This window comes from Thermosporothrix hazakensis, from assembly GCF_003253565.1.
Lineage (GTDB): Bacteria > Chloroflexota > Ktedonobacteria > Ktedonobacterales > Ktedonobacteraceae > Thermosporothrix > Thermosporothrix hazakensis.
In genome coordinates this window covers 14,548-34,469 of the sequence record NZ_QKUF01000018.1, presented here as the reverse complement: position 1 = coordinate 34,469, position 19,922 = coordinate 14,548, and the positions used below count along the sequence as shown (strand labels likewise).

Here is a 19,922-nt window from a genome sequence, read left to right as displayed (position 1 = left end):
GATGATAATACACACTGTTCGCTTCTGATTTTTCATTATACCATGTTCCATCTTCTGTGACAGCGCACTCTCTATCGCTTACCCCATTCCCCTTTTCAAGAGTCATAGAGGAGATACAACCATTCCATGTCTTCTCGCCTGCTTCAAAAATGTACATAAAATATTGTTGTGAAAGATCTTTTCACAATTGAGGCCAATATAATGACAAACACGCTATTTTAGTATATAATAATATTATCATCTTTCTCTATTATTCTTCTTATTCCGGAGTTCCTGACACCGTTGCCAGGACGAGTAATCAGAAGGAGGTCATACGTCATGACCAACAATCTGTTGTCTCGTATTACTGGAATCATTCTTGCTCTTGGAGCACTTTTAGCGCTTATCGCGTATGTTCTCCATCTCTTCTCGGTATCCGCCGGAACAACCACCGCGTACCTGCTCTTCATCGGGCTGGCTCTGATTCTGCTTGGTTTGCCCGGATTGTATGGCTATCACAATGAGCATGGCGGCTGGCTCGGCTACATTGGATACCTCGTTACCTTTGTCGGGCTGCTCTTCTCGACGAGCACAGCCAGCGTCGCGGTCTTTAACAATCAGGGAAGTGCATCGGAGCTTTTCCTGACAATTACCGGGATTCTGTGGTTTGTGGGGCTCGTTCTCTTCGGATGGGGCATCTGGCAGGCGGGAGCGCTCCGCTATGCTCGGTGGATCGGGCTGGCCTTCATTCTCGCCGCCATTCTTGTCGTCCTCAGCCTGTTCCCTCTGGGGACAGCCGCGCCTGTTCTGGGTGACATCGGGCGTGTTGTCTTCGCACTGGCAGTTGGGGCAAGTAGCTACACCCTGCTTCAGCGCGGTCCGGCAGCAGTGACAGCAGTAACCGCATAACGCACTCAGTCCCATCGATAGCGACACGCTCTCTCGTCGCATGTCGGGAAGCCGGTTACATCTTCCCCCGTAATCGGCTTCCCTTTCAAATTAGTGTTTCTCCGAAACTGCTTTCAACTGAATGTAAAATCCCGGCTGCCGGCGCAGCTCCTCCTGAAGCGAATGTGTCTGCACAGCGAACGGGAACTTAGCGTGCGGCAGCGCAGTGGAGGCGCGTTCCACAGGATGAGAGAGCGTCACGGAAACAGGCACCGCCTCATTCTTCGCCTCATCCATCAAGCTCTGAAGGGCTTCGGTCACCTCTTGTCCAAAGGCCAACGCTTCTCCACAGAGTGGACAATGGAGTCCCTGAAGTTGTGGTGCAAGCTGATTGGCAGCTATGTCTCCCTCACCAGACCGAAGAAACAGGAGATGGTCATGAGAAGGAAGCACCAGCGGACGATCTAGCTCATCGTGCGCAATGACTGGTGGCGTCTCCTCGGCCTCAATAGTCCATTCTTTCTCAGCCAGAAACGGGCACTCAGGTGGCGGAGTATGGGTTTCAGGATGCGAGGCCGGATGCACAACACGCACCAGCAATTTCACATCCTCGTCCTCCCATTCTTCACAGAGCTGCAGGACTAGCTTCGTAAAGGGGACAATATTGCTGAGCGAGATATCACAGTAGGGGCAGGCGATCTCATTCGCGATAATTTCCGGCTGTGTCAGCCACTCGCTGGCAGGCTTCCCGGCTGAATGAACTTCAAACCAGACATGATGCCCATGCCCATTGGTCCCGGTACCTCTGGTACGGCCCACCGTTTCATACTCGTTCATAACTTCCTCTTCAGATGGAGCCGGTTCCCGTACCGTTCTTCGCTCCGCCCGCTCTATTCGCTCTCGCAGCGCTTCGGAGATGTGTCCCCGGACCGCAGGATCAACTTTTTGGAGAGGATATAGAAGCGAAACACTCGGCACAATGGAAAGATAAGTCTTCTCAGGGTCAGCATGCAGCCAGGGTTGCAGGGAAAACCGAAACACTGCGCCATGCCACTCCCGACGAATGACCTCGTTTTCAGAGTGCTGTATCAGATCGGCCAGCTTCTCCCCTTGATAGATGATCCGCTCCTCTCCGGTCTGTTTATTTCTGATACGCCGCTGATAATACGGGTTCCCTTCAGAAAAAGGCGTGATCTTGAGCGTATATCGAGAAGGGAGAAGGCGGAAGAGCAAGGAATCTTCCTGCATGCGCTTACGGGAGTCATTTTCAAGTGGCATCAATACACTCCGTTTCGTGTTCGAAAAGTGCTTTCTTCTCTATTTACAAAACACAAAGTAGCTGTAAAACATGCGCACATTGTACCCGAAACGAAGCCTGTCCGCAAGTCTTACGCTGGTGAGCGGCTTATTCCTTTTCTTCCAGCAAGCGTTTTAAAACGTCCAGTTGCGTATCAATCTGCTTGCGAAGCACCAAGGTCAACAATGGTCCTGCAAGCTTGAAGAGCGGACCGGGCTCTCCCTCACCAATCATTGTCACCTGCGTTCCTTGTGGGATCGAGGTAAAAAGCATCTTCGTGGAAAGCGGGACCGGTCCGGCAATGGCTTTAAAGGCGAAGACCGAAGGCGGCTGATACTCAGTGACTTCGGTGGTCAGCTCCATCCGCCGATTAAAGAACTCACCCGCCTGCACATAGCGTTTGCCCACACACAACGGCCCTTTGTCCACCTGTCTGATCTCGGTTGCCGGAGTCCAGCGCGTAACGTTGCGCATATCGGTTACAAACGCATAAACCTCTTCCACTGGCCTTTGAATCACAATACACTTCTCTACGCGCATATCATGCCTCTCCTTCTGCGTTCCGCTTCAGACCTTATAACAGCCGTAATTCCTGCGCCCGTGCTATCGCCTGCGTACGACTATGGACGCCCAGTTTTGTGTAAATATTGTTAAGATGTGACTTCACCGTGCTCACCGTCAGAACAAAAGCCTGTGCGATCTCCTGGTTTGATTTTCCCGCAGCAATCAGCCGCAACACGTCTAGCTCGCGCTCACTCAACAGGCTTCCTTCATTCCGCTGCACCTCGCTAAACAGGGACAAGAGCTGCTGTACATAAGTGGGAGTCACACCTTGCAGAGCCACGCGCTGCAAGAGGGGAATGAGCTTTGCTCCTCTTTCTACAAATACGCGTTTATAGCCCTCGGGTTCCGCCGCCTGCAAGGCACGAGCAAGGGTTACTATTGCCTCTTCCCTCTGGCCTCGCGTCTGATACAACAAAGCGAGCAGCGTTCGCGCTTGAATAGCACTCCGCATATGCCCGGCAGGCTCTACTATCGCTAATAACCGCCGAAGCAGTTCCTCTGCCTGCTGATACGCGCTAATTGCCAGCAAGGCTTCAGCCTGAATTAGATAAGTGAGTTCATGTGTATAAACCAGCGCGTCATCAGGAGAGAAAGGCAGCGTACGAGCCCATTCGGCCACAGCGTCCAGCTTCTCCATGCGCAGATAGACTCGTACCTGATAGGCTTCCGTTAAGGTGACGAACGAGTGCAGATTACCAGCCCGAACCTCACTCAACACGCGTTGCAGCAGGGCAAGCGCTTCCTCAAAACGGCCCTCCGTCACTCGCAAAAAGGCCAGCGTCGAATATCCATAGCCTAACGCCCCCACATAGCCCCACTCGCTCCCCAGTTGGAGCCCTGCGCGCAGTACCTGCTCGGCTTCTTCGAGTCGATTCCACTCATAGAGGACATCGGCCAGCGTGAAATACTGCATGCTGAGTGAAGGGATACGATACTCAGAGATCAGCTTGCTTTCTTCAATCGCCGCACGACTCATCTCAGCCACTCTGCGCAATTGTCCCTGTGTCAGCAACAGAAAGCTCTGCGCTCCCCTGCTGGCAATCGAAGCATGCAGATTCTGCCCGGCAACGCCCCATCGAATCGCCTCCTCAAGAGCACTATAGGCACTTTCGGCATCTCCACTAAAGAGATACACGACTCCCAGACAGGCAGCTATCACGCTCCGAAGGTAGTCATTCAGCAAGGGATTCGCACGCGCTTGACTGACAAAATGATAAGCGCGTTCCACATCCCCCCGATAGGCGGCGAGAGCAGCCGCGCTGGTTGCATAGAGACCATCAAGCCAGAGTGCATCAGCCTCGGAGAGCGTCGCATCCTGTTTTCGGCGCTCAACCGCTTTTTCGGCAAGCTGAAAATAGCGCTCAGCCTGATCCATTTGCCCTACCGAAGAGAGCAGCCCGGAGTAAAAAAGCAGCAGGACAGGGAATTGCACAAAGACAGGAACCGAGAGCCTGCTGCACCAGTGTAAGAGCGTAACGACCTCCCCGCGCGCGATCACCTTGAGTACCTCGCGCTCAATCAGGGTGGCAGCGAGCTCCATATCCTGTGCAGCGAATGCGTGCTCGACAGCCTCGGATAGATAGCCATGCAGCTCGTACCAGTGGGCCGCCCGCCTGTGCAGATCAGGAACCTGCTCCGGGAAAGAATGGCATAATCTCTCATAGAGAAACTCAGCAAAGAGATGATGGTAGCGATACCACTCGCCGCGCTCATCAAGCGGCACCAGAAATAGGTTTTCCTGCTTCAGGTAGGCCAGCAACTCTGTCCCGCCCTGTTGCCCGGTAACTGCGTCACACAGCGCAGCAGTGAAGCGCTTCAGGATAGAGGTATACAGCAGAGCGGTACGAATCGGCTCAGGCTGCTGCTCCAATACCTCACCGGTGAAATACGCAAAAAGCGAACTTTTACTCCCGGCATCAGGGATCTGGCCTGTCTTCCCCTGCTGTCGCGCCGCCAGTTGGAGCGCGACGGCCCACCCTTCTGTCTGCTGATCCAGTGCCGCAACCTCTTCCGTTGAGAGCTCTATATGCAACAGACGCGTCCAAAATGCGGCAATCTCATCCCGGCTAAAACGCAGATCTGAAGCCGTGATTTCATTGAGCTGACCGCGGGCGCGGAACCGGAAGAGCGGCAAGGGGACCTCGCTTCGGCTGGCAATTATCAGATGCACCTGTGGCGGGAGATGCTCCAGCAGAAACCCGAAAGTCTCATGAATACCCTGTGACTTCACCAGATGATAATCATCAAGGATGAGAAAGACATCCTGCGACACTGTTGCCAGGCTATTCACAATGGTGGTTAACACTGACCGTGAGGGCCAGGGCGTCTGTTCCTGTAAAGCAGGACAGAGCCGTCGTAACGCGGCCTGCACATAAGTCCAGAAGAGAACCGGATCATTGTCCTCTGCATCCAGCGAGACCCAGGCAGAAAGGCCATCCCGATGCTCGCACCAGGAACTGAGCAATGTTGTTTTGCCGGATCCCGCAGGAGCCGTGATTAGCGTCAACGGATAGTGTTTCCCTCTATCCAGTTGCTCTAACAGTCGGGGACGCAGCACCAGTTCAGGACGCATCGGGGGGCGATAAAGCTTGGTTGCAAGCAATGGAGGCAGTTCTTCTCGCTCACGGACAGACGACCGATTCTGCGGAGATTGCAGTATTTGTGCAGCAAGCGACTGCGCAATCACTTCCAGATGCACTGCTCGCAACTCCTCTGTTTTGCCCAGATATGCCTTATACAACCGACCATGCGCCCGCCGATAGGCATACCAGTACCAGAGGCCATGTTTGCGTTCGCGTCGGGCTGTAAATGAACCCCTGGCACTACGAAAGCGGAAGGTCGAATGTGTCTCGTCTTCCAGCCAGCGCCACCACTCTACGCTCTCAAGCAGAATGGGAGTATCCGAATGGGTGATTAAGACGTGATTCAGCACCAGTGGAGTTGCATGCGCCATATGTTCCCCTCACAGTTCTGTCACAACTTCTGTGCAACACAGTAGCACGCAAAAGGGACTGAAAGCAAGCGCTCTTCGCTTCAACATTCAGAGTATCGGAAGCTTGCATTTATAATGGTACACAATTACATAATTTGAAACAACTCTTGTTGCTGCTCTGCAAGTAGCATACTCGCTATCGATTGAAAATCTAGCTTCTAATCTTTCTATTTTAAAGTATAAACTAAAATGCTCCATACTTATTTTCACTTTTTACCAAAGAAATTCCATAAAAACACTTGCAAAACAGGAAAAGAGCAGGTATAATAACTCCTGGCTCAGCTAATGAGCCAGCAACACTAAAGATCAGAATACACACTGGTTAGGGGGTTTTTCTATGAAACGTACTTTCGTTGCTCTATTTTCACTTCTCATCCTTGTGGGTGCTTTACTTGCCTGTGGCGCTTCTAACGAAAACACCGGTACCGCTGCTCCTCCCTCAAATGATAATAAAGAGACAGCAACCAAAGAGACAACCAAAAAAGACACTGAAACCACCGATACACATTTCAAAAAAGGTGAGCTCGTCAAGGTTGGCAACACCTGGGAAATCACGGTGAACAGCGTCGCGACCAACGAGGGCAGCGAGTACCTCAAGCCGAAAGACGGCAAAATATTTCTTGTTGTCAATGTTTCTATGCACAACATCTCTGATAAAGAACAGAACGTCTCCAGCATACTGAACTTCAACTTGAAAGACAGCAACGGCCAGAAGGCCAATCCTGGTCTGCTTGACTCAGCGAATCCTGCTCCTGATGGCAAAGTAGAGGCCAGCGGGAAACTCGCGGGCGATCTGGTCTACGAAGTCCCGGCGAGCGAGAAGAACTTCACGCTCTCCTTCCAAAGCGACCTTCTGAGCACAGGTCAGACTCTCTGGGATCTCAGCCTCTAAGACAGATGAGCGAGAGCAAAGGGACTGCAAAGTGCAGTGGCGGAATCTCCTGTCACTGCACTTTTTTTATAGTAGAATGATCCGGATAAAGAACCAAATAATAGAATTACTGGCGCAAGCCTGACCAGAGCAAACAGACAAACAGCAAAAAGAAAAACGTCGACACATGCCATTTTTTGCATAAAGAAACGTCAAGCGTCACAGATATGGAAGAAACAGCGAAACAGGGCTTAGAGGAAAAAATATTATGCCGCTAACGGAAGCATGAAGCGTGAGGAGAGTTCTTTTGCAGCCTCACGCCTTAAGATTTTGATCTCATGTTTATTGGAACGCATCAACATCAGCACAGAGAGAAAAGCAAAAGGGCTCAGTTTATAATCAACGACCGGGCGCAGACTTCCCATGCCGATCTTGCGCATCGCACGGGTTTCGATGACGCCCGATTCATCCTGGAATTGCTCACAGTTCTTGATATGTTCCTGGACCAATTCGTTAAATTGCTGCCACGTATACCCGATGCATTCCTGCACTTCCCGCCCCACAAAGTAAACGCCAGTTGCATCAACATGCTTCAAACTATCTAGCATAAACAAAACCTCCCCGATTCAGCAATGAACTATTTCACAGCAATACAATGGGAATAGACGTAGACAACTCTGCATTATCAAACGCAGGATCAGCACAATCCTCTTGACAGGCACTCACATTCTGCGTTATACTGAAGTTAGTTCCACTATTTGAAATACACTCCATTATTTGGAATTCCGAGTAACAGACATGGATGGGCAGCACGTCAAAGAAACAAAGGTCGGCGTCCTTGACAAAGCAATGGCTATTTTATTGAGCTTCACCAGTGGCAATGAAGCACTCTTACCGCAGGAACTTGCAGCCCGAACCGGGATGCCCTTGCCAACAATCTACCGGCTGGCACAGGCCCTTAGCGAGCATGGCATGCTGATGAAAGATGGTATCCGGTTTCGTCTGGGCATTACGCTGGCTCGTCTGGGCATGATGGCTATAGAGGGCGTCGACGTGCGGCAAAAGGCCCGGCCACATCTCGAATGGCTGACCGCACAGACAGAAGAGAACGCCGAGCTTCATATTCGCCATGAGTCGAGTCGTCTGGTCCTCGAAGTCGTCAGCAGTCCACATAACCTACGTCCCTTTACCGATGTTGGGACGCCGCTGCCGCTCCATCAAGGCGCGGCAGGTAAGGTGCTTCTGGCCTGGCTTCCCGAGAACGAGCGCACATCGTTAATTGCAGGAAGTAGGGCGCGTTTTCCAGAAGGAGCACCTTTCGACGAACAGCGTTATGAGGAAGAGCTGAGCCGGGTTCGGGATTACGGCTGGTCCTTCAGCGATGGCGAACGCTTTAGCGGAGTTTCCGCGCTTGCTGCCCCCATCTGGAACGCCGGGGGACACATAGCCGGAGCAATGACACTGGTTGCGCCGTCAGCACGCCTGACAGCAGAGAAGCGCAAGCGCTTTGTTCCGCTGGTTCAGGAAGCGGCACGCCGTACTTCTCATGATCTCGGCTCTGCACAGTAACCGCTTCTTTCCACTCTAACGTGACTTGTGAAGGAGGAACTTTTATGACACAGGTTGAGCAGCTCGCTCACTTTGTCGCCCGCGCCTCGTACGATGATCTATCGCTACAGGCGCGGCAAGAACTGAAAATTCGTGTGCTTGATAGCTTTGGTTGCGCACTAGGGGCCCTCGATGGGGAGCCTATCCAGAAGATACGCGAGCACCTTGCCGATTTTGGCGGACGACCGTTCGTCACGTTGATAGGAGGAGAGAAATCATCTCCAGATCGAGCAGCCTTCTATAACGCAGCCCTGGTACGCTATCTGGACTACAACGACAGCTTTCTTGCCCCGGGCGAAACCTGCCACCCAAGCGATAACCTGGGAGCCGTGCTGGCTGCCAGCGAGTACGCCAACGCCTCCGGGAAAGACCTGCTTACCGCGCTCGCTGTAGCCTATCAAGTACAGGGCCGCCTCTCTGAAGAAGCGCCTGTTCGCGCAAAAGGGTTCGATCATACCACACAGGGGGCCTACGCCGCTACAGCAGGCGCGGCGCGAGCACTTGGCCTCTCCCCTGAGCAAACGGCCCACGCCCTCGCAATCAGCGGGACCGCGAATAACGCACTTCGTGTTACCAGAACAGGCAAGCTCTCGAACTGGAAAGGCCTCGCCTCTCCCCATACCAGCTTTACCGCCACCCATGCGGCATTTCTGGCAATGCGAGGGATCACTGGTCCACTTGAGGTGTTTGAGGGGAACAAAGGCTTTATTGATACGATCAGCGGCCCCTTTACCATCAACTGGCACCAGGAAGACCTTGAGCTTGTCCGTCGCACCATTCTCAAGCGCTTCAACGCCGAAATCCATTCTCAATCAGCCCTTGAAGGACTCCTGGAACTCAAAGCTTCTGCAAACCTTCAGGCAGACCAGATAGAGCGCATCGAAGTCGCTATTTTCGATGTCTCGTACAACATCATCGGCGGTGGAGAGGAGGGAGACAAGCGCCTCGTTCAGACCAAAGAGGAGGCAGATCATAGCCTGCCTTATATGCTCGCGGTAGCGTTGCTGGACGGTAAAGTCACCCCGGAACAGTACACGCCAGAGCGCATTAACCGCCCTGATGTCCAGGCCCTGTTACGCCGCGTCTTCATCCGCCCGGATGCGACGCTGAGCGCTCGTTTCCCGCATGAAATGCCCTGTCGCATTCATGTCTATCGCAACGACGGCGAGATCTTCAGCATCGAGAAAACAGATTATCAGGGCTTCTATACCCGCCCGATGACCTGGCAACAGGCAAAAGAGAAATTTTTCTGGCTGGCCGCGGATCACGCTTCAGAACAGCTTCGAGAGGAGATCGCTGATGCTGTTCAAAACCTTGATATAATCAGCGTTCGCCAGCTTACTGATATCCTCGCACAGGTTAGAAAGGAAGGATCTCTTTATGAGTAACCGTGGTTTTGAATTTTTGCGTATCAATGAACGAGAAAGCAAGCCGCGCACCCGGGGCATCACCGAAATTCGTGGCCCGTATTATACACCAATGGGCCCACGCTACCTGGAAGACGTTCTTGAAACAATGGGCGATTACGTTGACTCACTGAAGTTCGCCGGTGGCTCCTTTACGCTGATGCCTCCCGAGGCGCTTCGTAGCATTATTGACGTTGCCCATAAGCACAACGTCATGGTATCAACAGGCGGCTTTATCGAGCATGTGCTGACCCAGGGACCAGAAGCCGTCAAGCGCTACATCGAGGAATGCCGTAATAGCGGCTTTGATATCCTTGAAATTTCCGGAGGTTTCATAAGTTTCCCTGGTGAGGATTGGTTGCGTTTAGTCGAGACTGTGCAGAAAGCGGGACTGAAAGCCAAACCAGAGGTCGGGATTCAGTTTGGCGCGGGCGGCGCGACCTCCGCGGAAGAACTGGCTTCTGAGGGTACACGGGATGTCGAATGGGCCATTGGACTGGCGAAACGCTTTCTTGATGCCGGGGCCTATATGATTATGATTGAGTCAGAAGGCATTACCGAAAACGTCAAAACGTGGCGCACAGATGCCGTCGCTAAAATCATCGATGCACTCGGCCTGGAGAAGGTCATGTTTGAGGCTGCGGACCCCGAGGTTTTCGCCTGGTATATCAAGAACTACGGGCCTGAAGTGAATCTATTCGTAGATCATTCACAAATTGTTCAGCTTGAATGCCTGCGTTCCGGTATCTGGGGCACAAAGAGCCTCTGGGGCCGCGTCCTTACCTACAAGGGGTAAAAAAGATGCTGTCGTCCGGGCTGACGACATTTCCGCGGACGGGAATGGCCGTTCTCGTCCGCGTTCTTTATTGTATCCCGTTGGAGCGCATGAAACAAGCAGACAGGTACTTTCTCGTCCCGCTCTATCCTCCCGAAGAAAAAAGCTTTCCCTTAGATCGTCATACAGGTTAGTACGGCCGTACCTCTTAGCTTGCTAAGGAATGGTGTGGTATGGTTAAATGCTCTGAGTATGACAAAAGGATTTGCAGAAGAGAGCCCAAAAGAACGCATCTATCGAGAATTCGAGGCAATGGTACGCAAAGCAGATGCCAGCATTGATCTGGCACTCGCCGCCCTTGTCGTCGCAACACTTGAGTTTCCAGAGCTCGATAGAACACAGTATCTCCAACAGCTCGATAGGCTGGCCCATCGAGTCAGGGAGCTTGTTGCGCTTCCCCCCATAGAAGAGCAGCCGACGCTCCCGCTGGATATGGACCCCGGCGAACTGATCATAGCGTTGAACAAAGTCTTCTTTGAAGAGGAGGGCTTTCACGGCAATACAGAGGATTACTTTAACCCGGAGAACAGCTATCTCAATAAAGTGCTGGAAGAACGAACCGGCATTCCCATCACGCTTTCACTACTCTATATCGAGATAGCCAGACGCGCGGGCTTATCCCTTGATGGTATTGGCCTGCCCTATCACTTTGTCGTACGCTGTCGTCTTCCTGAGGGGTTCATCTACATTGATCCCTTCCATAGTGGAAACCTGCTGACCGAGCAAGATTGTATTGCCCTGATACAGCGTTTTGCACGCACACGTGTGCGTCCCCAATCAAGCTGGTTCAAACCAGTCTCCCGCAAAATGCTACTCTTCCGCATGCTCAATAATCTCAAGCGCATTTATCTGGATAGCGACGACTTTGAGCGCACTTTGATGATGAGCAACCTGCTGATTATTCTACGCCCCGATGATGCCTCGGAGCGGCGCGACCGGGGAATGCTTCATCTCCAACTGAAACGCTATGGTCGCGCCTTACATGACCTTCAGGACTATCTGAAACTGGACCCGGAGGCAACAGATCGCGAAGAGATACAGAAGTACCTCCAGCTCATTCGCCAGACCATCGCCATGCTGAACTAGTCGGCTCCTTCGGCGGCCTGAAGTTCATCATCAACCGGGAGGCCTTCCATCTGCATAATCTTTAGCGCATTCGTGGTCGGACAGGGGCCCTGCCGCAGTTTATAATCAAAGACCATTTGCCCATTCACCACCTCTTCGCGGAAATGGTAATTCCTGACATCTGGAAGCTGTTCCGCCAGTTTGACCAGTTCCAGATCATGCGTTGAGATCATTCCGGCACACAAGCGCCCAGCAACGGCCCGTACAAAGGCCCGGCTCCCTCTCAGGCGTTCACGGTTATTGGTTCCTTTAAAGATCTCATCTATGAAGAAAATCAGCGGATACCCCTTCTGATCCAGCGCATCAAGCAACTGGCGCAGGCGACGCACCTCTGCATAAAAGTACGAGTAGCCGTCCGTCACCGAATCACTGACACGAATACAGGTAAAGAGTCGATACAGGCCGGTTCGCATGCGTGTCGCATTGACTGGAGCTCCCGCATAGGCCAGACAGAGATTGACACCAAGCGTGCGCAAAAACGTGCTCTTTCCCGCCATATTAGAGCCGGTCAGGATATCCACCTCCCCCATATGCGAGAACGTGAAGCTGTTCGTCACCTTCTTCCCATCCAGTAAGAGCGGGTGTCCGATGTGCTCTGCCTCAAGCAGTGGGCTCGTGGTCTCCACGACTTCGGGCAGTGTATATTCTGGATTGAGGTATGCAAAGGTTGCCAGCGAGTTAACCGCTTCCAACTCAAACCAGCTATCCAGCCATTGAGGCAAGTGCTGTGCAAGCTGCTCTTTATAACCACCAAGGCGATACGCGATGAACATATCCCAGGGCACAAAAGCATTAACGAGGAGCCAGAGCAACCCATTACTCTTCAAGGTCGCCATGTCAGCCAGCAGCCCGATCCCTTTCAGCAAAACAGATGGGCGTGCATTTTGCTGCTTGAAAAAGGGCTCACAGAGTTGCTTTAATTGGGGAGTGTTATCATAGCGATACTTCTCCAGGTATTCAAAGACAGCACGCAGAACCCCGAACGAGGTACTCATGTAACTGGCATCGTCAAAAATGTCACCGCGGAGATTGGCTGTCAGGAAAAACAGGATCAACGCAGCCAGCAGAGAAAGAGGCCACAGTTGCATCATCTCAGTAAACAGACCGACCACAAACAGCACAGGCGTCAGAATCTGGATTGCGAGCAAGATCCAGAAGACCGGGCGCAAGGCCGCGGGAGCGCGATTCTTCTTCAGCCATGCAAGTAGACGTTTCCCTTCAACCTGCTCTTTTGCTTTCCGGGTCGAGATCAGCGAGTTCAACAGTAACCGATCACGGAAACGGGATAAAGGACGCAATTCTCGCACCAGTGCCTGCCGCCTTTGTACCTCATCCAACCGAGGCGAAGTCGTTAGCAGCCAGCTTAACAGCCGCTCGCTTCCATCACGAGAGAAGGCCTGATTGAGCAGCCGATAGAGCGAATGCTTCCCGACAATATCCAGATCCAGAGCAAATGGGTGTTCAGCCTGTGACGGCGGACTATAGGTAGGCTCAGGAATCTGTTCCCAATCCAGACGCATTCTCGCAACATGGACCGTTTTAATACGCAACAGCCCTTCATGACGCGAGAGGCTGCTATCTACCTTCGCATGCAGATGCGCAGCCGCAAAAAACGCCACCAGGGTGACGACGCCAAGTGCAATGCCCCAGTACCAGGTAAGCAGCCCTATCGCGACACTAAGCAGACCTCCACCAAAAAAAATGAGCACACGCATCCAGGACAAGCGGTTACTCTTTTGCTCTAATCGCTCTATTCTTCTTTTCAGTCTATCTATCTGACGTTCAAGTAAACGGATTCGTTCTTGCTTTATGTTCACACCTGAAATTTCCTCTAATACTGGTATTCTTTATCCACTAAAAAAATCCATACTATCATCAGCAGTATACACAAGTTTCTATCCCCGTGCCACCTCTTGTGAAGAGCACAAAAGAAAAGATATGATAAAAGAAAAGCGGCTCAGATACCGGGCTCAAATATTATAATAGGACATTCAACGAAGAAAGGTAGCAGGACCATGCAACTCAAAGAGAAGAGTATCCTGGTTACTGGTGGCGCTTCTGGACTGGGTGCCGCCTGCGTGCGTTTGCTCACAGAGGCTGGAGCAAAAGCCGCGATTCTTGACCTCAACGAAGAGGCCGGAACAGCCCTTGCCCGAGAGCTAGGAGCATCTGCCCTCTTTATCAAAACAGATGTCACCTCAGAAAACGATATTCAGTCCGCAATCACCACCTCAATACATACATTCGGCGCGATTCACGTTTTGATTAACTGTGCCGGTATTGGAACCGCCGAGAAAGTGCTTGGCAAGCGCGGCATCCATAGTCTGGACAGTTTCATCAAAACCATCAACATCAATCTGATAGGCACTTTCAATGCCATTCGTCTGGCCGCCGCCGCAATGGCCGAAAACCAGCCCAACGAAGAGGGAGAGCGCGGAGTCATCATCAATACCGCTTCCGTCGCGGCCTTTGATGGACAGATCGGGCAGGCAGCGTACTCGGCCTCGAAAGGCGGCATTGTTGGCATGACGCTGCCTATCGCTCGCGAGCTGGCAAGCCTGGGAATTCGGGTAATGACAATCGCACCTGGCATCTTTGATACCCCATTGATGGCCGGTCTTCCCGAAGCTGCACGTATTTCGCTCGGGCAACAGGTCCCCTTCCCATCTCGACTCGGCCGCCCTTCAGAGTATGCTGCCCTCGCTCGCCACATCATCGAAAATGTTATGTTGAATGGCGAGGTTATCCGCCTTGATGGTGCGATTCGGATGGCCCCGAAATAAGCTTCAACATATCTGTGGAAGGCTACCGCAAGAAGTAGCCTTCCAATCCTCATACCCCCATCTCCTCACATTCACTGCATGACCTCTTTTTTCTCAAAGCAAAAGGGAATAGGGCTTAGATGCTTATGCTCTCCAGGGAAGAGTATCGCTTTTACACATATGCAGATATAAAAGAGGCGTAGCATGGGTTATCTCCACTATTATTTCTGACAAGCCCCTTTGTATGATGCAGAAAGCCAATTTCCTCTGTGGAGCAGAGACATAGCCCTTATCGTAGAGGAAACCCAACACCAGGGGACTGACATCCCTGAACAAAGACACACACATCGTTGAGCCCGACTATGTTCAATTGAATGGTGCAGGCAACGAGGAATACAAAACCTTCTATCTTGATCTCCGAGACTGTCTCGCTCCTCTGGCCCTCAATCCGAAGCTTGGCCCTTTTGTACAACAGGCCAGCAGTCATACATTGTGGTCGTTACAGCCCTGATCCAGTTCGGCAAATGTTTTCCCGAAGCCGAGATATTCAGTGATGGCAACGTTGCTTTCCCGGGAGGCGGGACCTCCACCCCTGTCAGCAGCCTTTCGGCGAAAATGCCGGGCGCATTTTGAGGCGGGAAGGGAAGCAGGGACGGTTACACAGCCTCTCTTCTGGCATACTATCTGCTTCCCTTCTCCTGAAGCAACGCTTTCCCTTTCGCTATAATGCCCTCAACAGGCTGAAGCTTTGCTGCATCAATAAATGCCGAAGGCGCATAGGCCATAATCTGAGCAGTCAGGGTGGAGCGCACCAGCGCCTCATTCTGTAAAATTCCACCTTGAAGCACAACAGGAAATCTTTCTCGGCGCATCTGAAGCGTATCGACCACCGCACGAACCGCCATAAAGAGCTCGTCGGCGGCCCGCCTGAGAATAGTCTTCGCGACCTCGTCGCCGGTTCGGGCCGCCTCTCCTACCACCCGGGACAAACCGGCTATTTTCGCAATCGTATAGGAATCGCTATAGACCCAATCGATCAGATCCGTCGGGTGGCGGAAATGCAGAGTCTCCAGCACAAGGGCGCTCAAGTGGGTCGTGGGCCCGCGACCATCAAACGCACGCAGCACCGACCGGATCGCTTCTTTTCCGATCCAGTACCCGCCTCCCTCGTCTCCAACGCGATGCCCCCAACCACCAGCCCGGGCGCTTTTTCCCTCGGTGTTCAAGCCAAAGACAATCGAGCCCGTTCCAGCAATTGCCAGTACACCAGCATGCCCCGCAGTCGCGCCCAGGAGAGCAGCAAAGCCGTCATTTTCAAGGAAGATTTCCTGAGCCTGTACCCCATTCCTACGCAACGCATTTTTGATCAGATCCTCTATAATGAGGCGATCATGTGTGGTATCAAGCCCGGCCATCCCAAACAGAGCAATATCAACCTCGGGCTCCTGAATACCAGCACCCTTGAGCGCCTCATGAATGGCAAGCGTCACATTCTGTTCAGCCTCCTCTGCGCCCACACTCTGATAATTGCCCGGCCCTGCATGTCCCTCGCCTCTCCATGAACCATCTTGTTCCGCACATACAACCAGGCACTTTGTCGCGCCACCATCAACAGCCAGAATAGGAATTCTCACCGTACCTTCTTTCCCCTTCCTCCAATGTTGCCTTCTTCAAGCAAAGGCACTATGTGTCTATGAGCGATAGTTGCTAAGCGTCTTTGCTCACAAGGTGGAGCCAAATGACAGCAACATATCATCCTCAGTATCAACAATAGCACCAAACGGCATATTCTGCATCACTATCAGGACCTGCGATCGCATACATAGGCGTATTCTCACATATCGGATGTGGCTGTATTCTCTACTTTCTCCGTTATCCTTATTTCTGCCATGTCTGCTCATACAGCCTGACACGCCTTCTCAAGGAAGAGGAGAAGATAGAATATGAAGAGAAAAAGCATTATCAAGTTGATAGAAATGATAAATCTATGTTAAAAGATTGATATTCCCTTCCAACCGGACCTCGCGTATGATGCATCTGGAGGAACCATCTGAGGAATATAGTTCGTCTTCCACTCGATCTTTTCTCCGGCTAACCAGTGAGGGATTTGCGGTAGTAGTCGTGCGATTTCAATTCGAGGTTTAGAATGCAAACCGATTCAAACTTTCTCCTACGCTTTGATTTGTTTCAGCAGCTTGTGATGTGGATGAGTAGTGGGCTGCACGGAGAGCGTTGCAGCCGCCAGTACCTTGAAAAGAACCGCAATCTGATAGAGGATGATACTGAAAAGGAGTTGGAACGCCTGATTTCCGCGCATGCAGAAGAAACGCCTGAGATGAAAGAGAAGATGGACAAACACCGGATGCTCCTTCAAGAAACCCGCAAACGAGGGGGGACTATTCAGGCAATCCGCGAAGCTTATGTGAATCTCTATGGGGGCTTCGCGCTTGATCTTCCTCCCTGGCTTGAATCGTTTCAGATCCAATGGGAAGGTCTACAACAGCTCCATCGCCCGGAACGAACGCGCAGACGTATCATCTCGATCTTGCGCGAAGCCCTCGCGCAGGCACAGCGCGAATGTCATACAGATCCGGCTATCATTGCAGAACTCCATAATCAACTGGGACAACTGCTTGTACAGGGCCCACAAATGGTGACGCAACTGGCGCAGATCAAGGCGCTGGAAGAGGCAATCCTGCATCATCAGCAGGCAAGCAACATCTATACAATGGCCCGTTACCCATTACAATATGCAAAGACGCAAATTTATCTGGGACAGGCATATCTACAATATGCCAACGGTGGCCCCTGCACTATCGGCCAACGTGCGATAGAGAGCTTTCAGGAGGCATTGAAAATCTATACATTTGATCTCTTCCCTGAACAGTGGCTACAAACCTATACCTATCTGGGCTCCGCCTATATTCTGACACAGGTTGGAGATCGGAACGATAATATTGAGACAGGCATCATGTACCAGAAGAAAGCGCTTGAGCATATCACTGAACAGACGCCACGCACGTTGCAAGCGATGATCTTTCTGCATCTGGGTGACGCCTATCGCGTTCGGACAATTGGTAAACGCAAGGAAAACCATTCTGCCGCGCGAAACTACTATTATGCCGCGTTACGGATCTTCACCAAAACGGAGCATCCCTATGAGTGGGGCCTGCTCCACTCGCGCCTTGCCGCCCTGAAAGAGGAATACCCGGAGCGAAACCATGAGAAGCGTGACAAGAATTTGCAATATGCGCTCGTCTGCTATGAAGAGGCACTCAGTGTGTATACACCAGATACTTATCTGGTCGAGCATGCAGCAGTGCTTCGCCATATAGCGGATATTCATTTTCTCCGCCCACGAGGAGACCGCATTTCCAATCTGGAACAGGCGGCGCTGCACTATCGCAGGGCACTCTCTGTCTTTACAAGCAATACTTTTCCGGCTGATTATCGACAAACACTACTCAAGCTTGCTGAGACCTCACGCATGAAGCAGAATCTAATCAAGCAGCAGGGTGAGGCGCAGGCTCTTTCCTCTTCGGAAATCAGCAAAGATTGTGGCTGATGATGCAGGCAGTCTTCGTTTGCAAAATAAGAAGATTGCTGTATAATGATGAGAAATCCCAGAAGGCGTGATATTGAGCCAGACAGCAAGAGAAAAATCCTGCTCATATCACGCCATAGCACTTTTTCATTCCGATTTTTTCAGGCTTAACCCAGTTAGTCACGTGTGCCTGTTTGCTTTCACGACCACACCGCATTCGGTGGCCGTCTTCTGCCAGTGTCGGCGGGCGAAAAACCCGGCACACACCCAACAACGCTTAGTGAAAGGAAGCGTGCCATCATGTCAGAACACGAGCACTCTACCCCGCTCAACAGCCGCAGCAGGGAAATCACAGAAGGCGCTGCCCGTGCCGCTAACCGAGCCATGCTTCGCGCCGTCGGCATGACCGATGAAGATTTCCAGAAACCACTCATCGGCATCGCCAGCACGTGGGCCGAGATCACACCCTGTAACTCCCATATCAATCGCCTTGCAGAAAAAGTCAAAGAAGGCGTCCGCGTTGGCGGAGGTGCTCCCCAGATCTTTGGCACCGTCACTGTCAGCGATGGTATTTCAATGGGAACCGAGGGTATGCACTTCTCACTCCCAAGCCGCGAGGTAATTGCCGACTCAATCGAGCTAGCCAGCAATGCGCAACGCTTTGATGGCGTTGTGGCGATTGGCGGCTGTGATAAAAACATGCCCGGTTGTCTTATGGCCCTTGCGCGCCTCGATATTCCCAGTATTTTCGTATATGGCGGAACCATTCTTCCGGGTACCTGCCGTGGACACGATGTCGATATTGTCAGCGTATTTGAGGCTGTTGGTCAGTACAGCGCTGGCAAGATCTCACGCGAGCAGTTGCATGAAATCGAGTGCAGCGCTATCCCTGGAGCAGGCTCCTGCGGCGGCATGTATACTGCAAACACGATGGCCTCGGCTATTGAAGCGCTCGGTATGAGCCTCCCTGGCAGTTCCTCAATGCCCGCTGTAACGGCACGCAAATCCAATGACTGCTATGAAGCCGGACAGGCTGTTATTCGGCTGATAGAGAAGCAGCTTACCCCGCGCAAGATCATGACAAAGGAGTCCTTTGAGAACGCCATTACCCTCGTTATGGCACTTGGTGGCTCCACAAACGCGGTTCTGCACCTGATCGCGATTGCCCGTCAGATGGATATTCCCCTGACCATTGATGATTTCACCCGTATCGGTCAGAAGGTGCCGCATCTGGCAGACCTCAAACCCGGTGGCCGCTATGTAATGGCTGATCTCGACCGCATCGGTGGCACACAGGCCGTTATGAAATTCCTGCTCAAAGCAGGCTTCCTGCACGGTGACACAATGACCGTGACCGGCAAGACGCTGGCTGAGAATCTGGAAAACGCCCCCGATATGGCCGAGGATCAGAATATTATTATGCCGCTTGACAAGCCGCTACATCCCAGCGGTCCCCTGGTCATCCTCAAAGGAAATCTGGCTCCTGAGGGTGCAGTCTGTAAGATTGCAGGCCTGAAGGTCACCAGCCATCGCGGCCCGGCAAAGGTCTTTAACTCAGAACAGGAGACCTTCGACGCAATTATGAACCATAAGATCACACATGGCGATGTTGTGGTCATTCGCTATGAGGGCCCGAAGGGTGGACCGGGTATGCGTGAAATGCTGGCAGTGACCGCAGCGCTGGTCGGTCAGGGCTACGGTGAGACAGTCGGCCTGATCACAGATGGCCGCTTCTCTGGCGGCACACATGGTATGGTGGTCGGTCACGTGGCCCCCGAAGCGCAGGTCGGCGGCCCGATTGCTATCGTTCAGGATGGCGACATGATCACGATCGATGCGGATAAAAATCTCCTCTCTATCGATTTGACCGATGAAGAGATTGCGGAGCGCCTGAGCCGGTGGAAGGCTCCTGAGCCGAAATACAAAGCAGGGACTGTTATTGCCAAATATGCCAAGCTGGTGACATCCGCTTCCGATGGCGCGATCACACAATAACGCGCCTTTTTCCACTCAGACCTCAAAAAAAGAAGGAGCTATACCGAAAACGGTAT

Annotated in this window: 15 protein-coding genes; 9 read left to right on the top strand and 6 right to left on the bottom strand. The window is 52.2% G+C overall.

Annotated features, from left to right (window positions below; genetic code table 11):
* Window positions 1–318: 318 nt before the first annotated feature.
* Window positions 319–888: a hypothetical protein gene (locus EI42_RS20895; RefSeq protein WP_111324584.1), complete on the top strand. Its 570-nt coding sequence runs from the start codon at window positions 319–321 to the stop codon at window positions 886–888.
* A gap of 90 nt (window positions 889–978) precedes the next feature.
* Here the strand turns inward: EI42_RS20895 and EI42_RS20890 are convergent, their stop codons facing one another.
* The 3 genes from EI42_RS20890 to EI42_RS20880 form a co-directional block, all read right to left on the bottom strand.
* Window positions 979–2,145, bottom strand: coding sequence for a hypothetical protein (locus EI42_RS20890; protein ID WP_111324583.1), 1,167 nt, complete (start codon window positions 2,143–2,145; stop codon window positions 979–981).
* Between the two features lie 127 nt (window positions 2,146–2,272).
* Window positions 2,273–2,704, bottom strand: a complete 432-nt coding sequence (locus EI42_RS20885; protein ID WP_111324582.1) for an SRPBCC family protein — start codon at window positions 2,702–2,704, stop codon at window positions 2,273–2,275.
* Window positions 2,705–2,738: 34 nt separating this feature from the next.
* Window positions 2,739–5,681, bottom strand: coding sequence for a winged helix-turn-helix domain-containing protein (locus tag EI42_RS20880; RefSeq protein WP_111324581.1), 2,943 nt, complete (start codon window positions 5,679–5,681; stop codon window positions 2,739–2,741).
* Between the two features lie 376 nt (window positions 5,682–6,057).
* Between EI42_RS20880 and EI42_RS20875 the strand changes: the two genes are divergently transcribed.
* Entirely contained in the window at window positions 6,058–6,612 is a 555-nt protein-coding gene (locus EI42_RS20875; RefSeq protein WP_111324580.1) for a DUF4352 domain-containing protein, read from the top strand.
* Window positions 6,613–6,857: 245 nt separating this feature from the next.
* Here the strand turns inward: EI42_RS20875 and EI42_RS20870 are convergent, their stop codons facing one another.
* Window positions 6,858–7,199 carry a hypothetical protein gene (locus EI42_RS20870; RefSeq protein ID WP_111324579.1) on the bottom strand — a complete coding sequence of 114 codons (342 nt, stop codon included), beginning with the start codon at window positions 7,197–7,199 and terminating at the stop codon, window positions 6,858–6,860.
* A gap of 190 nt (window positions 7,200–7,389) precedes the next feature.
* Between EI42_RS20870 and EI42_RS20865 the strand changes: the two genes are divergently transcribed.
* The 4 genes from EI42_RS20865 (at window position 7,390) to EI42_RS20850 (ending at window position 11,526) form a co-directional block, all read left to right on the top strand.
* The gene (locus EI42_RS20865; RefSeq protein ID WP_111324578.1) at window positions 7,390–8,160 is read left to right on the top strand and encodes an IclR family transcriptional regulator; all 771 of its coding nucleotides are present in this window, start codon (window positions 7,390–7,392) and stop codon (window positions 8,158–8,160) included.
* Between the two features lie 44 nt (window positions 8,161–8,204).
* Complete coding sequence (locus EI42_RS20860; protein WP_111324577.1) at window positions 8,205–9,587, top strand: MmgE/PrpD family protein; 1,383 nt, start codon at window positions 8,205–8,207, stop codon at window positions 9,585–9,587.
* Window positions 9,580–10,401, top strand: coding sequence for a phosphosulfolactate synthase (locus tag EI42_RS20855; protein WP_111324576.1), 822 nt, complete (start codon window positions 9,580–9,582; stop codon window positions 10,399–10,401). The genes EI42_RS20860 and EI42_RS20855 overlap by 8 nt, the downstream gene beginning before the upstream one ends.
* A gap of 231 nt (window positions 10,402–10,632) precedes the next feature.
* On the top strand, window positions 10,633–11,526 hold the full coding sequence (locus tag EI42_RS20850) for a SirB1 family protein (RefSeq protein WP_111324575.1): 894 nt from the start codon (window positions 10,633–10,635) through the stop codon (window positions 11,524–11,526).
* On the opposite strand, the gene EI42_RS20845 is transcribed toward EI42_RS20850, so the two are convergent.
* Entirely contained in the window at window positions 11,523–13,382 is a 1,860-nt protein-coding gene (locus EI42_RS20845; RefSeq protein ID WP_137686190.1) for a MutS family DNA mismatch repair protein, read from the bottom strand. The genes EI42_RS20850 and EI42_RS20845 overlap by 4 nt on opposite strands.
* A 198-nt stretch (window positions 13,383–13,580) precedes the next feature.
* On the opposite strand from EI42_RS20845, the gene EI42_RS20840 reads away from it, so the two are divergent.
* A complete protein-coding gene (locus EI42_RS20840; RefSeq protein WP_111324573.1) occupies window positions 13,581–14,348 on the top strand; it encodes a 3-hydroxyacyl-CoA dehydrogenase in 768 nt (255 codons plus the stop codon).
* A gap of 659 nt (window positions 14,349–15,007) precedes the next feature.
* Here EI42_RS20840 and EI42_RS20835 read toward each other — a convergent pair.
* A complete protein-coding gene (locus tag EI42_RS20835) occupies window positions 15,008–15,961 on the bottom strand; it encodes an N-acetylglucosamine kinase (RefSeq protein ID WP_111324572.1) in 954 nt (317 codons plus the stop codon).
* A gap of 548 nt (window positions 15,962–16,509) precedes the next feature.
* Here EI42_RS20835 and EI42_RS20825 point away from each other — a divergent pair.
* A complete protein-coding gene (locus tag EI42_RS20825; RefSeq protein ID WP_211326284.1) occupies window positions 16,510–17,892 on the top strand; it encodes a tetratricopeptide repeat protein in 1,383 nt (460 codons plus the stop codon).
* A 279-nt stretch (window positions 17,893–18,171) separates the two neighbouring features.
* Window positions 18,172–19,866: a dihydroxy-acid dehydratase gene (gene ilvD / locus EI42_RS20820; protein WP_111324569.1), complete on the top strand. Its 1,695-nt coding sequence runs from the start codon at window positions 18,172–18,174 to the stop codon at window positions 19,864–19,866.
* The last annotated feature ends 56 nt before the right edge of the window (window positions 19,867–19,922 follow it).

Coding starts and splice junctions, on each gene's coding strand:
- EI42_RS20895 (WP_111324584.1), top strand. CDS start 319: ATGACCAACAATCTGTTGTCTCGTATTACTGGAATCATTCTTGCTCTT.
- EI42_RS20890 (WP_111324583.1), bottom strand. CDS start 2,145: ATGCCACTTGAAAATGACTCCCGTAAGCGCATGCAGGAAGATTCCTTG.
- EI42_RS20885 (WP_111324582.1), bottom strand. CDS start 2,704: ATGCGCGTAGAGAAGTGTATTGTGATTCAAAGGCCAGTGGAAGAGGTT.
- EI42_RS20880 (WP_111324581.1), bottom strand. CDS start 5,681: ATGGCGCATGCAACTCCACTGGTGCTGAATCACGTCTTAATCACCCAT.
- EI42_RS20875 (WP_111324580.1), top strand. CDS start 6,058: ATGAAACGTACTTTCGTTGCTCTATTTTCACTTCTCATCCTTGTGGGT.
- EI42_RS20870 (WP_111324579.1), bottom strand. CDS start 7,199: ATGCTAGATAGTTTGAAGCATGTTGATGCAACTGGCGTTTACTTTGTG.
- EI42_RS20865 (WP_111324578.1), top strand. CDS start 7,390: ATGGATGGGCAGCACGTCAAAGAAACAAAGGTCGGCGTCCTTGACAAA.
- EI42_RS20860 (WP_111324577.1), top strand. CDS start 8,205: ATGACACAGGTTGAGCAGCTCGCTCACTTTGTCGCCCGCGCCTCGTAC.
- EI42_RS20855 (WP_111324576.1), top strand. CDS start 9,580: ATGAGTAACCGTGGTTTTGAATTTTTGCGTATCAATGAACGAGAAAGC.
- EI42_RS20850 (WP_111324575.1), top strand. CDS start 10,633: ATGACAAAAGGATTTGCAGAAGAGAGCCCAAAAGAACGCATCTATCGA.
- EI42_RS20840 (WP_111324573.1), top strand. CDS start 13,581: ATGCAACTCAAAGAGAAGAGTATCCTGGTTACTGGTGGCGCTTCTGGA.
- ilvD (WP_111324569.1), top strand. CDS start 18,172: ATGTCAGAACACGAGCACTCTACCCCGCTCAACAGCCGCAGCAGGGAA.